At 66.1% G+C, this 13,429-nt stretch carries 10 protein-coding genes; 1 reads left to right on the top strand and 9 read right to left on the bottom strand.

The genetic code is table 11. The features are described 5' to 3' along the window. Positions 1-171: 171 nt before the first annotated feature. Positions 172-507 (bottom strand): hypothetical protein, encoded by a 336-nt coding sequence (locus tag CCOS865_RS13170; protein ID WP_119141439.1) that lies wholly within the window; start codon positions 505-507, stop codon positions 172-174. A 310-nt stretch (positions 508-817) separates the two neighbouring features. After that, positions 818-1,957 carry a class C beta-lactamase gene (gene ampC, locus CCOS865_RS13165; RefSeq protein ID WP_119141437.1) on the bottom strand — a complete coding sequence of 380 codons (1,140 nt, stop codon included), beginning with the start codon at positions 1,955-1,957 and terminating at the stop codon, positions 818-820. 126 nt (positions 1,958-2,083) lie between these two features. On the opposite strand from ampC, the gene CCOS865_RS13160 reads away from it, so the two are divergent. After that, positions 2,084-3,082 (top strand): bile acid:sodium symporter family protein, encoded by a 999-nt coding sequence (locus CCOS865_RS13160; RefSeq protein ID WP_119141435.1) that lies wholly within the window; start codon positions 2,084-2,086, stop codon positions 3,080-3,082. 148 nt (positions 3,083-3,230) lie between these two features. Here CCOS865_RS13160 and CCOS865_RS13155 read toward each other — a convergent pair whose 3' ends face one another. The 7 genes from CCOS865_RS13155 to CCOS865_RS13125 all read right to left on the bottom strand — a co-directional run bounded on the left by CCOS865_RS13155 (position 3,231) and on the right by CCOS865_RS13125 (position 13,429). Continuing rightward, positions 3,231-5,654, bottom strand: coding sequence for a TonB-dependent receptor plug domain-containing protein (locus tag CCOS865_RS13155; protein WP_119141433.1), 2,424 nt, complete (start codon positions 5,652-5,654; stop codon positions 3,231-3,233). Between the two features lie 33 nt (positions 5,655-5,687). Continuing rightward, positions 5,688-6,182, bottom strand: coding sequence for a RidA family protein (locus CCOS865_RS13150; protein WP_119141431.1), 495 nt, complete (start codon positions 6,180-6,182; stop codon positions 5,688-5,690). A 19-nt stretch (positions 6,183-6,201) separates the two neighbouring features. Continuing rightward, positions 6,202-7,764: a flavin monoamine oxidase family protein gene (locus CCOS865_RS13145; protein WP_119141429.1), complete on the bottom strand. Its 1,563-nt coding sequence runs from the start codon at positions 7,762-7,764 to the stop codon at positions 6,202-6,204. A 346-nt stretch (positions 7,765-8,110) separates the two neighbouring features. Beyond that, positions 8,111-9,211, bottom strand: coding sequence for an LLM class flavin-dependent oxidoreductase (locus CCOS865_RS13140; RefSeq protein WP_119141427.1), 1,101 nt, complete (start codon positions 9,209-9,211; stop codon positions 8,111-8,113). A gap of 37 nt (positions 9,212-9,248) precedes the next feature. Then, the gene (locus CCOS865_RS13135) at positions 9,249-10,583 is read right to left on the bottom strand and encodes an LLM class flavin-dependent oxidoreductase (RefSeq protein WP_119141425.1); all 1,335 of its coding nucleotides are present in this window, start codon (positions 10,581-10,583) and stop codon (positions 9,249-9,251) included. Positions 10,584-10,907: 324 nt separating this feature from the next. Then, entirely contained in the window at positions 10,908-12,530 is a 1,623-nt protein-coding gene (locus CCOS865_RS13130) for a dipeptide ABC transporter ATP-binding protein (RefSeq protein ID WP_119141423.1), read from the bottom strand. Continuing rightward, entirely contained in the window at positions 12,527-13,429 is a 903-nt protein-coding gene (locus CCOS865_RS13125) for an ABC transporter permease (RefSeq protein ID WP_119141421.1), read from the bottom strand. The genes CCOS865_RS13130 and CCOS865_RS13125 overlap by 4 nt, the downstream gene beginning before the upstream one ends.

The raw sequence follows: 13,429 nt of genomic DNA, 5'->3' as shown, positions 1-13,429 counted from the left end.
GATCAGGATCAATAGCTAGATCAGGATCACCAGCTAGATCAGGATCAATAGCTAGATCAGGATCACCAGCTAGATCAGGATCAATAGCTAGATCAGGATCAATAGCTAGATCAGGATCACCAACCATGAAAAAGCCCGGCCTTGCGGGCCGGGCTTGCTGTGCGGTGCAACTCAGTTCAGCGGGTCGATCACCTTTACCGCCTGGCGCTCACGGGCGGCGGGCCATTCTTGCTGCAGGGTCTGCAGCACGCGACCGACGAACTCGGTGTCGGCGGCGGCTTTCTTGCCGACGAAGCCCTGGCCGCGGCGGTAGACCTTGAAGCGGGCACGCATGCTTGGCAGGTCTGCTTCGAATTCTTCTTCGACGCTGTTCGGCGGCAGGCGGTCGAGGCGGACTTCGCCCGACTGGCTGAGCCACAGCAGGTGGTCGTCAAGGCTGTCCTTGCGCGCGGCGAACAGCTGGGCCAATTGGTCGATGGTCGGTTTGTCGTTCAGGTTTACATTCATCTTTAAAGCCCCCATTACCCGTCGTTTAGTGAGTTCACACTGGGCGCTACACCATGTAGCGCGCTATCAAGGCTGCTACAGCAGCATTGCAACAGGGGCTTTCTCACGCTGCCTTTTGGACAGTTCCCTCTCCACGGACGGTCTGCGTTACCGCGCAGACCGTCTGGAACACCCTTGCCACCGCTCCCGATCGGGGAGACAGCCTCATCATGCACAAGGGCGATAAACGGCGTCAACCGTTTTGTAGTGAATATTTTTGCTCACTACATCTTGTCCGACAATCCACCAGAATCCCCTCAATCACCCGCCCTCACAGGCCCGAAAGAATGCGGTAGGCAGCTTCCACCCGGGCTTCGTTGGGGTAGTTGCGGTTGGCCAGCAGGACGATGCCCGCGCCTTTTGCCGGGATGAACGCGGCGTACGCGCCAAAGCCCGCGGTGGAGCCGGTCTTGTTGTACCAGGCGGCGGCTTCGGCGGGGCTGGGCGGGTCCAGGCGGCGGGTGGGCTGCGGCGTGCGGATCATGTCTGCACCGTTGCCGGCGAGCAGTGTGTCGAGGGTGACGGGGTAGGCGTAGCGCTCCCAACCGAGGCCCTGGCGCATGGCGCCAACCTCGAAGTAGCCCTGATGGGTGAGGCTGATGGCCTGGCGCAGTGGCGCATCGAGGGTGTCTGCTTGCAGCTGCAGGCGCACGAACCGCAGCGCGTCGACCACGTTGGTCTTGATCCCGTAGGCCTCATTGGCGAAAGGCCCCGGGTTGACCCGCACGGGGCGGTTCTGCGCGTCATAGCCCTGGGCGTAGGCGCTGCGGGCCGCGTCGGGGACCTCGAGGTACGTGTGCTGCAGGCCCAGGCGCGGTAACACCGAATCGCCCATCAGTTCGGCAAAGGGCTTGCCCTGCGCGCGTGCCGCCAGGTCGCCAAACAGGCCCAGGCTGGGGTTTGAATAGCAACGCTGGGTGCCACGCTCGGCGCGTGTTTGCCACTGCTGGAAAAAGACCAGCGTCTGGGCGTCGCTGGTCACCTCGTCGGGAAACTGCAACGGCAGGCAATCGGCGCTGTAGGCACCCAGTTCGAGCACGCTGGCGGCGCCCAGTGGCGTGTTGGCCAAGGCCGGTTGGTAGCGGCTGGCCGGCGCGTTCAGGTCGAGCGTGCCCTCGGCGCTGGCCAAGGCGGCGAGGGTGGCGGTGTAGGTCTTGCTCAGCGAGCCGACCTCGAACAGGGTGTCGTGGCTCACCGGCTGGCGGTCGGCCTTGCTGGCCACGCCGTAGGTGAAATAGTGCGCCTGGCCATCGGCAAACACCGCGACGGCCATGCCGGGGATGGCGTGCTTGTGCATGAGCGGTTGGACGATGCGGTCGACCTGGGTTTGCAGGTCGTCGGCCAGGGCAGGGCTGGCGACTACGGCGAGCGCGAGGCTGAGCAGGGCTGGGCGAAAACGGGCGATGGGCATGGCGGTTCCTGTCGTGGCAACCCGCGCAGTGTCCGTTGAGCGACACTGGTGGGGGTTCCAGCGTTAGCGGCAATAAGCGCGAAACCTTATCGTCTGCCCTTGCACAATGACAAGACGGAACCTGTGATGAAGTATTTGCGCATGCTGTTCGACAATTTCACCTTGGCCTTGCTCGGGGTCGTGCTGATCGCCACGCTGCTGCCGTGCTCCGGCGAGGGCGCGGTGATGTTCGGCTGGCTGACCAACCTGGCCATCGGCCTGTTGTTCTTCCTGCACGGCGCCAAGCTGTCGCGCGAGGCGATCATCGCCGGGGCCGGCCACTGGCGCCTGCACCTGGTGGTGTTCTCCTGCACCTTTGTCCTGTTCCCGCTGCTCGGCCTGGCCTTCAAGCCGCTGTTCGTGCCGCTGGTGGGCAACGAGCTGTACTTGGGCGTGTTGTACCTGTGCGCCTTGCCGGCGACCGTGCAGTCGGCCATTGCCTTCACCTCGCTGGCGCGCGGCAACGTGCCAGCGGCGATCTGCAGCGCGGCGGCGTCCAGCCTGTTGGGGATCTTCCTCACGCCACTGCTGGTGATGCTCCTGCTCGGCGCCGATGGCGATACCGGCTCGGGGCTGGACGCGGTGCTGAAGATCACCCTGCAGCTGTTGGTGCCGTTCGTGGCGGGGCAGATCGCCCGGCGCTGGATCGGTGACTGGGTCAAGCGCAATGCGCGGTGGCTGAAAGTGGTGGACCAGGGCTCGATCCTGCTGGTGGTCTATACCGCGTTCAGTGAAGCGGTGGTGACCGGCTTGTGGCACACGGTTTCGGCGCAGCACCTGGCGGGGTTGTTCGCGGTGTGCGGGATCCTGCTGGCGGTGGTGCTGCTGGGCACGCGTGTGCTTGGGCGGGCACTGGGCTTCAGCGTGGAGGATCGCATCACCATCCTGTTCGCCGGGTCGAAGAAGAGCCTGGCCACCGGGGTGCCGATGGCGCAGGTGTTGTTCGTCGGCAGTGGCATCGGGGCGATGATCCTGCCGTTGATGCTGTTCCATCAGATTCAGTTGATGGTTTGCGCGGTGTTGGCGCAGCGCTATGCCAGTCGCAAGGACGAGGTTGAGGCTGAGGTGCAGCAAGCCGTCAAGTAGCTCGTTGTGCGGTGCCAGTGTTGACGCCTTCGCGGGGCAAGCCCGCTCCCACAGGATTATCTGGAACCCCCATAATTCGGGGTTTACCGAGAACCCTGTGGGAGCGGGCTTGCCCCGCGAAGGCGTCAGCGCTGGCAATACATCAAGGTCAGAAGTTGTAGGTCACCCGCCCGAAGTAATAGCCGCCGGTAAAGCCGTACGGCGAGTACACCCCATACCCCTTGGTCATGGTCTTGCTGCTCGGCGCCTGCCGCTCTGGGTAGACGTCGAACAGGTTGCGTGCGCCAATCGCCAGCTCCAGGTCCTTGGTCAGCTGGTAGCCCACGTCCAGGTCGGTGATCCAGCGCGCCTTGTACTCGCGGTCCAGCGAGCGGTCGCTGGCCGCGTTGACCTCCTTCCACGAGCCATAGCGGGTCAGCCCGAGGTTCACCCGGTACTTGTCCAGGCGCCAGTTGGCCCCGAGGATCAGCTTGGTGTGCGGCTGCACGTCGGTCAGCAGGTTGCGCGCCTCGCGGTCCAGCAGTTGATACGGCGTGCCGAGAATGTTGACGCTCTCTTTGTAGTCGAGGATCTCGGTGTCGTTCCAGTTGAACGCGGCGGTCCACTTCACCGCGCCGGCGCCGCCCAGGTCCTGGTCGTAGCTGCTGACCAGGTCGAGGCCCTTGGTGCGGGTGTTGGCGCCGTTGGTGAAGTAGCGCCCGCCCGAGGTCGAGTCGATGCCGTTGTCGAGCAGGGTCTGGGTCACCTCGGTCCCGAGCAGGGTGCCGGTCAGGGTGATGCGGTCGCGCACGTTGACCACGTAGGCATCGGCGGTGAAGGCCAGGCGATCACTCGGCTGCCAGGTCAGGCCCAGGCTGTAGTTGGTGGATTTCTCCGGCTTCAGCGACTCGGCGCCCAGTGCCTGCGCCGCCGCCGAATCCACCGGCAGCACGCCGTAGTTGATCGACTGGTAAACGCCATTGACGATGCCGTAGGTGGTCGAGCGGGCGCTGAACAGGCTGTTGGCCAGTGACGGCGCGCGGAAGCCGTTGCTCACCGTGGCGCGCACGGCCAGTTGCGGGGTGAACTCGTAGCGGGTGGTCAGCTTGCCGCTGCGCGTGGCGCCGATGCCGCGGTCGTAGTGCTCGTAACGCAAGGCCGCGCCCCAGTACCACTGAGGCAGGGGGTTGAAGCCGACGTCGACGTAGCTGGCGTAGCTGTTGCGGCTGGCGCTGGTGGCTTCGGCCGGGGAGATGCCGTTGGTCACCTGCGCGCCGGAGGCCGCGCAGTTGCCTGGGCTGACGCAGTAGCCGCCGTCGGCCCAGCTGGCCCAGTCGCCGGCCTTGACCTGATAACTGTCGCGCCGTTGCTCCAGGCCCCAGGACAGGTCCAGGGGTTTTTCCAGGCCGATGTCGTAGCTGCGGCGCAGGTCGAGGTTGCTGGTCAGTTGCGCGGAGATCCACGTGCCCGACTCGAAGTCGTTCGGCGTGGCTTCGCCCAGCGACGGGTTCTGGTTGTTCCAGGTGCCTTGCTCGGCTTCGTTGCGCCCGTAGGTGCTGGACAAGTCCCAGTCCCATTCGCCGACCAGGCCCTTGGCGCCGAACGCCGCCTGGAAGTCGTGCTCTTCGATGTACCAGGTTGGCGTGTAGCCCGCCGGGTAGCCGTTGGGGCCGGTGGTAATGGTGTTGACGATGGTCGGCAGGCGGAAGTTCTGGCCTTGCTCGGCCTTGCGGTACGACCAGGTGGTGAAGGAGTACAGGCTGAGGTCGTCGCTCACCGGCAGCTCGGCGTTGTAGCCGAGGGTCAGCAGGTTGATCTTCGGCGTGCCGTAGCCGCCATAGGTCGACTTGCCGGCCTTGTCCAAGGCTTCGGCGGCGCTGTAGCCGTTGGCGCTGGCCTTGTTGTCGTCGTTCTGGCTGCGCGCGTCGAGGGCCAGTTGCAGGATGCCGTCGCGGCCGATCTCGAAGCCCTTGTTGAGGCTCTGCTGCACGGTCTGCTTCTTGCCGTCATAGCCTTGCCCGGCCGTGGTCACCGCAGTGCCGCGGGTGTCGGCCTTGAGGATCACGTTGATCACCCCGGCGATGGCGTCCGAGCCGTACTGGGCGGCGGCGCCGTCACGCAGCACTTCGACATGGTCGATGGCGCTGATCGGGATCAGGTCGAGGTCGGCCGGCGCGGCGCCGGCGTTGATCCCGCTGATGTTCAAGGTAGCGCTGGTGTGCCGGCGCTTGCCGTTGACCAGCACCAGTACCTGGGCGGCATTCAGCCCGCGCAGGTTGGGCGCGCGGGCCATGCCGCTGGCGTCCCAGCCGGTCTTCTCGGGCAGGGTCAGTGACGGCACGCTGGCGCTGAGGGCTTCCATCAGGCCGGGCTTGCCGGTTTCTTGCAGTTGCTTGGCGCTGATCACGTCGATCGGCACCGGGCTGGTGGTCACGGTGCGTTTCTCGGCGCCGCGGTTGCCGGTGACGATCACCGTGTCCAGCGATGAGACGGCCGGCTCGGCAGCCTGCAGGGCCTGGCCATGCAGGCAACTGGCGAGGGCCACCGGCAGCAGTACGGGGAGACGCGAGGCAGTGGTCAAAGGGTGCTTCATGCAGATCATTCCTTGTCTGGCAGCGTGGCGCACTCAGGGCGCCTTGGCTGCGATCGCTTCGATTTCGACCAGTGCGCCGGGCAACGGCAGGGCGACCACCTGGAGGGCCGTGCGGGTGGGTTTGCGCGGCTGTTCGGCGGTGGCGAAAAACTCCGTGTAGGCCGCTTGCAGGCCGGCGAAGTCGAGCTGGTTGCCTTTGTCTGGGTCACCCACCAGGAACACCCGCAGCTGGACGATATCGCCGAGGTCGAGGCCTTCGCTGCGCAACGCGGTGCGCAGCTTGTTGAGCACCGAGCGGGTCTGGGTTTCGGTGTTGCCATAGGCGGCGATGCTGCCTTTGGCGGCCTTGGGGTCGGCGACGTCTGGCAGGGTGCCGCTGACAAAGGTCAGCTGGCTGGCGGCGGGCACCGTGACCAGTTGCGAGATGGGGAAGTTCGAGCCCGGCGGATCGATGCGGCGGATGCCGTCGGCGTGGGCGGTCAGGGTCAGGCTCATGAGGACTCCGGCAAGCAGGGACAGGCGTGGCATGGTCAGCATTCCTTGGCGATCAGGCGGCGGCGCCGCGGGTGGATTGGGCAGCGTGCTGGGCGATCTGGCCGACCACCCGGCGTGCGGATTCGGCGGCGCTGTTCTGCCAGATGCCAACCCCGCCGTGGGCGAGTGCGTCACTGGCCAGCCAGGTGCGGCCCTGGGCCTGGTTGAGGATGTCGTAGGCCGGCTGGGCGACCTCGTCGTGGACGATCCACGGGCTCTCGCTGAAGGGGATCTTCGACCAGTTGATCGCCAGCGGCCGGCCGAGCTTGTGGCTGTGCCCAGGGTGCAGCGACTCGACCGCCTGGCGCGAGGAGGCGATCTGCGCGCTCAGCGCCTTGCCGGCGAACTGCTCGGCGACCGCGCCGGTGTTGTAGGTGGCCACCAGCACGCCCTGGGCGCTGTTCAGGCGGTCGCTGGGGTACCACAGGGTGCGCGCTTCGTGGTTGATGTAAGAGAGCCCGCCGTAGATCTGGAAGTCGGTCTCCCAGAAGCGCGGCGACTGCCACGCCACTTTGTTGGCCTTGTCGCCTTCGGCCTGGCCGAGTGCCTTGCGCACCTCGGGGCTGAAGTTGGTGTCCAGCCGAGCCAGCAGTGGCAGCGGCAGGGTGACGATGGCGTAGTCGGCCTGCTCGACCTGGGTGCGGCCGGTACGCCGGTCACGCCAGGTGACCTGGCTGCTGTTGTCGCCGGTGCGCACGCTGATCACTTCGGCGCCTAGTTGCACGCTGTCCTTGACCTGGCGGTAGAACGCCTTGGGGATCTGGTCCATGCCGCCGACCGGCTGGAACATGGTCGAGGAAAATTCCGGGATCTCGTCGAACACCAGTGGCAGCAGCAGGTTGTTGTCCAGCAGTTGCTCGAGCGGCACGGGCTGGCGCTGGATCGGGGTCTGGTCGCCAGCGCCGGCAAAGCGCGTGTAGCCGGAACGCACCGAGCCACGGTACTGCTGCTCGGCATCGAGGTCGCCGTAAACCTTGAGGAAGTCCAGCAAGGCCTTGCGCTGCGGGGCGCTGAGTTCTTTGTCGAGGCTGTTGCGGTTGACGCTGCGGGCGAGCAGCTCGCTGAAGTGCCCGCGGGTGTCGTTGACTGCCTGGCGCAGCAGCAGCGGTGGGCGGCTGAGGTCGGGCTGGGCGAGGGCGTTGCGGCTGCTGTTGACCAGCACTTGCAGTTCGACGCCCAGTTCGCGGCAGTAGCCGAGGATGGTCAGGTGGTGGCTGGGCAGGCGCGCGGCGCCGGCGTTGAAGAACAGGCCCTGGTCGAATTCGACGGTCTGGCTGCTGCCATCGTTGTGCTCGATGCGGTCGCCGCCGCGCAGGGTCCAGACCCGGCCGCCGACCCGCTCGCGGGCCTCCAGCACCTTGACCGAGAAACCGGCCTTGCGCAGCTCATAGGCCGAGACCAGGCCGCTGATACCGGCGCCGACGATCACCACGCGCTTGCCGTTGCCGCCGTTGGCGGCCAGTTGCAGGGGTTCGAAGGTGGCGGCCAGGGCATTCTGCCCCAGCGCGCCCATGGCCGCCGAATAGCCGCCGAGGGCGGCGAGGCGGGCGATTAGATCTCTACGGGACAATCCCATGTCACGAGCTCCGAAAAAAAGGGTATCGGATTCGCGCAACGGCACGGGAAGGGTCGAGATAGACGGCAAGAGCCCGACTGCGGTTGGCGGAAATCCATTTGCCTCCGCCAGGTTGGGGGTCGGTTTAAAGAACTTAATGCTATTTCAGCTGTATGTGAAAGGCTTTTTGGTTCTAAGTTAATTATGTTTATTTGGAATGTTATCTATTTCTAATATTTCAAATGGTAATTTTGTGCGTGCCAACGCAATCGCGGGGCAAGCCCGCTCCCACGCAGTACTCCAATGCAGGAGTGAGGTGCGTGGGAGCGGGCGTGCCCCGCGATGGGTAGAGCAGATGCGAAAATAATCAGGCGCTGCGAACGCTCCGCTCAGCCTCACGCTGGGCGACCAGTGCGCGAATCCTTGGCAGCAGTTGCTGCCCATATTCGACCGAATCACGCAGCTGGTCGAAGCCCCGGAACAGGAACGTCGTGACGCCCAGGTCGTAGTACGCCAGCGCCGCTTCAGCCACCTGGTCAGGCGTGCCCACCAGCGCCGTCGAGTTACCCGCCGCACCCGTCAACGCGGCGATCTCGGTCCACAGCCTTGTGTCATGCACCTTGCGCTGGCCGGCCAGTTCGACCAGCCGTTCGGAGCCTGCGTTGCTGGTGCCGAAGTTCTTGTCGCGGCGCTTGCCCTGGCGTTGGCCGATGTTGACTCGGGCATCCTCGAGAATCCGCTCGGCGCGGTCCCAGGCCTGCTCTTCGGTCGCACCCAGGATCGGCCGCAGCGACAGGCTGAAGCGGATCTGATGCTCGCGGCCATGACGCGCCGCCGCCTTGCGCACCTTGGCGATGCGCTCGCGCACCTGCTCCAGCGGCTCGCCCCACATCATGTAGACATCGGCGTGCTTGGCGGCCACTTCGACGGCGGCGTCGGACGCTCCGGAGAAGTAGATCGGCAGGTGCTGCACCGGCTTGACCAGGGTCAGGTTGTCTTCCACCCGGTAGTGCTCGCCGTGGTGATCGAAGGGCTCGGTGCGGGTCCAGGTCTGGCGCAGCACCTGCAGGTATTCGTCGGTGCGCGCGTAGCGGGCGTCCTTGTCCAGGTAGTCGCCGTCGCGCTGCAAATCGCCGCTGTCACCGCCGGTGATGACGTTGATCGAGGCGCGGCCACGGCTCAGTTGGTCGAGGGTGGCGAACTGGCGGGCGGCGAAGGTCGGTGCCTGGAAGCCCGGGCGGTGGGCGACCAGCAAGCCGATGCGCTCGGTCAGCGCGGCGACGTAGCTGGCGAGGATCATCGAGTCGGGCGCGCTGGTGTTGACCGCCAGCAGGGCCTTGTCGAAGCCGCCGTATTCCTGGGCCTGGGCGAAGGCCTTGATGAACTCCAGGTCAACCAGTGGGCCGCGGGGTGCCTGTGACTCGCTGCCTTCCTGGGGGCCGATAAGGCCGATGAATTCGAGACTCATGGGTAAACGATTCCTTGTTGGGGAAGGTCGCGCGGCCTCAGGCCACAGCGCCTTGGCTGCGATTCAGGGTGTTGCGGTTGGTCGGTACGGCCAGGCCGAAGTTGTCGCGCAGGGTCTGCCCCTGGTAGTCCTCGCGGACCAGGCCGCGCGCCTGCAGCAGCGGCACCACCCGCTCGGTGAAGTACTGCAGGCCGTCGGGCAGCAGCGAGTTGATGATGAAGCCGTCGGCGGCGCCGTCCTCGAACCAGTCCTGTACGGCGTTGGCGACCTGCTCGGGGGTGCCGACGAAGTCGCGGCGCGGGCGCGAGAAACGCAGGGCGACTTCGCGCAGGGTCAGGCCGTGTTCGCGGGCCTGTTGCTTGATCTGGTCAGAGGAGCCTTTGTGGCTGTTGCTGCCCAGGTCGCCGAGGTCGGGGAAGGGCGCGTCCAGCGCGTGGCCGCTGAAGTCGTAGTCGTTGAACGGCCGACCAAGGGCGACGATGGCGTCCTCGATGCTGACCAGCTCGACCGCCTGCTGATAACGCTGCTCGACTTCCTCGGCGTCACGGCCGACGATCGGCCGGATGCCCGGCAGGATGAACAGTTCATCCGGGTTGCGGCCATGGCGTGCGGCGCGTTGCTTGAGGTCCTGGTAATAGCTGCGGGCCTCGCTGAACGACTCGGGGCTGACGAAGATCGCGTCGGCGTTTTGCGCGGCAAAATTGCGCCCGTCTTCGGAGGTGCCGGCCTGGAAGATCAGCGGCTGGCCCTGGCGCGAGCGCTGGATGTTCAGCGGCCCTTTGACCTTGAAGAACTCGCCCTGGTGATTGAGGCTGTGGAGTTTCTCCGGGTCGAAGAATTCACCGCTTTGCTTGTCGCGGGTAAAGGCGTCGTCTTCCCACGAGTCCCACAGGCCCTTGACCACGTCGACGTGCTCGCGGGCGATGCGGTAGCGCACCGCATGCGGTGGGTGCTCGGCCTTGCCGAAGTTGTCGGCGGTGCCCGACAGCCACGAGGTGACCACGTTCCAGCCAGCGCGGCCGCCGCTGATGTGGTCCAGCGAGGCGAACTGGCGGGCGACCTGGAACGGTTCGGTGTAGCTAACGGTGACGGTGGCGACCAGGCCGATGTGCTCGGTGACCGCGGCCAGTGCCGAGAGGATGGTCAGCGGCTCGAAGCGGTTGAGGTAGTGCGGGCTGGACTTGGCGTGGATGTGCAGGCTGTCGGCGATGAAGGCGAAGTCGAACTTGGCGCCTTCGGCGAGTAGCGCCTGCTGCTTGTAGAAACCGAAATTGACGCTGGCATCGGCCAGTGCGTCCGGATGGCGCCACTCGCCCCAGCCGTGGCCGACGCCGTGGATCATGGCGCCGAGTTTGATCTGTCGTTTGCTCATGGGAGGACTCCGCGATTCAATGCAGGTAAGAGAGGCCTCCGCCGGGTGGGGGGTCGGACATGCACTGAACATAACGGGTGGGGCAGGGGGTTGTGAAAGGCTTTGTGGTTCTAAGCTAATTATGCAAATAGCTGATAGAAAATATTATTCAATATGCGCGTATTTTGCTTGGTGATCCTGGGGCCGCTCTGCGGCCCATCGCGGGCAAGCCCGCTCCTACAGGTTCTGCGTTGACTTTGAGAGCGGCGCGGTTCCCTGTAGGAGCGGGCTTGCCCGCGAAAGGGCCACAAAGCGGCCCCAAGGATCTCAAGCGAACGCCGACACTCAGGCCGCCGCCGCCCGCCGCCCGGGAATCGCCGCAATCAACTCCCGCGTATAGTCACTCTCCGGCCGATCAAACACCTGCCCAACCGGCCCCTGTTCCACCACCTGCCCCTGGCGCAACACCAGCACGTGATCAGCCATGCTCGCCACCACCGCCAGGTCATGCGACACCAGCACATAGGCAATCCCCAACTCGCGCTGCAGCTCATCGAGCAACTCGAGGATCTGCGCCTGCACCGACACATCCAGTGCACTCACCGGCTCATCGAGCAACAGCAATTCCGGCTGCAACGCCAGTGCGCGGGCAATCGCCACCCGCTGGCGCTGGCCACCGGACAGCTCGCGCGGCAGGCGGTCCAGGTAACTCAGCGGCAAGTGCACCCGGGTAATCAGCTCACGCGCCGCCTGCTCCAGCGCGGCGCCCTTGAGCAGGCCGAACGAGACCAGCGGCTCGACGATGCTGTCGAACACGGTGAAGCGCGGATCAAGCGCGGCAAACGGGTTCTGCTGGACCAGCTGCATGCGCCGGCGCAGCGGCCGGAAGGCGCGCCATCCCAGGCCGGTCACGTCGTCGCCGGCAAAGCGCACGCGGCCTTCGCTCGGCGCTTCCAGGCCCAGGGCAATGCGCAGCGCGGTGCTCTTGCCCGAGCCGGACTCGCCGACAATCGCCAGCGTCTGCCCCGGATACACCTCCAGGCTCAGCCCCTGGAGGGCAATGAAGTGCGGGTCCTGGCCCTTCACCCGTGGTAGCGCGAAGCGCTTGCCGACCTGCTCCAGGCTGAGGATCGGCGTGCCCTGCACGCTACGCCCAGGCCGCGCCGGGCGCCTGTCGCTGAACGCCGGCGCGGCGGCGAGCAGCGCGCGGGTATAGGGATGCGCGGGCGCCGAGACGATCTGCCCGGGCGGCCCTTGCTCGACCAGTTCACCCTGTTTCATCACCAGCAAACGGTCGGCGCGGTCGGTGGCGACGCCCAGGTCGTGGGTGATGATCAGCAGCGAGATGCCGCGCTCGGCCACCAGCCGTTGCAGGTGGTCGAGGATCTTGCGCTGCACCGTGACATCCAGCGCACTGGTCGGCTCGTCGGCGATGATCAGGCGTGGGTTACCGGCCAGGGCGATGGCGATCAGCACCCGCTGGCGCATGCCCCCGGACAACTCGTGCGGGTACTGCCGGGCCCGCAGCAGTGGGTTGTCCAGGCCGACCTGGCCGAGCAGCTCGAGCACGTCGGCGTCCACCGCCGGGTAGCGTCGACCCTGGGCGAGGATCAGCGCCTCGGCGATCTGCTGGCCGATGCGCAACGTGGGGTTGAGGCTGACCATCGGGTCCTGCGGGACCAGGCCAATAGTGCGCCCTCGCAGTTGGCGTTTTTGCGCTTCGCTGGCGCGGGTCAGGTCATGGCCATCGACCCGCAGCTGACCGCCGTCGATCTGCGCATTGCCCGGCAGCAGGCCGAGCAGGGCATTGGCCAGGGTCGACTTGCCCGAGCCCGACTCGCCGACGATGGCCACCGTCTCGCCCTGGCTGAGGCTGAACGACAACTGTTTGACCGCCTGGGTGACCTGGCCGGCGAAGCGGTAGCTGACCGACAGGTCGCGGACTTCGATCAAGGGGTGGCTGCTCATCGTTGATTCTCCTCGAAGGTACGCGCCAGGTGATTGAGGCTGAACACCACCGCCACCACGAACAGCCCTGGCAGCAGCGACACCCACGGGGCGGTGATCAAAAAGTGCCGGCCGTTGGCGATCAGCGTGCCCCACTCGGCAGCCGGTGGCGCGGCGCCAAAACCGAGAAAGCTCAGGCCAGCGGTGGCCAGGATCGCCGCGCCGAAGTCCAGCGTCGCCAGCACCGCGACCGGGCCCCAGGCGTTGGGCAGGATGTGCCGCAGCAAGGTCCGCGCCCAGCTCGCGCCGCCCAACCGCGCAGCCTCGACATAGGGCAGGGTCTTCACCCGCAGCACTTCGGCGCGGGTGGTGCGGGCGAAGCCGGGGATGATGCCGACGCCGACCGCAATCGCCACCGGCACCGTGCCGAAGCCGATCGCGGTGACGATCGCCAAGGCCAGCAGCAGGCCGGGCAGGGCCAGCAGCACGTCGACGATGCGCATGATCACGGCGTCGATGCGCCCGCCGGCAAAGCCCGACAGCACGCCCAGGCCGAGGCCGCCGATCAGCGCGATGCTGACGGCCAGCAGCGCCGCCTGCACCGAAAGGCTGGAGCCGTACACCACCCGCGTGTACAGGTCACGGCCCAGTTCGTCGGTGCCGAACCAGTGCAGGGCACTCGGCGCGCTGAGTTTTTCAATCGGCGAGGTGGCGTAAGGGTCGAAGCTGGTCAGCCAGTGCGGCACCAACGCCGACAGCAAAGCGAACAGCACGATCAGCAGGGCCAGGCTGAAGCCGGGGCGGCGCAACAGTGGCGCCAGGCTCTGGCTGACCCGTTGCAGGCGGGTGCGCCGTTGCCAGCCGGGTGGGCTGCTGGCGGCGACGCGTTGAGCGGGGTACGGACGGGTATCGGTGGTCAT

Source organism: Pseudomonas reidholzensis (genome assembly GCF_900536025.1).
GTDB lineage: Bacteria > Pseudomonadota > Gammaproteobacteria > Pseudomonadales > Pseudomonadaceae > Aquipseudomonas > Aquipseudomonas reidholzensis.
The sequence above is the reverse complement of the archived record's forward strand: the minus strand, read 5'-3'. Positions and strand labels throughout refer to the sequence as shown.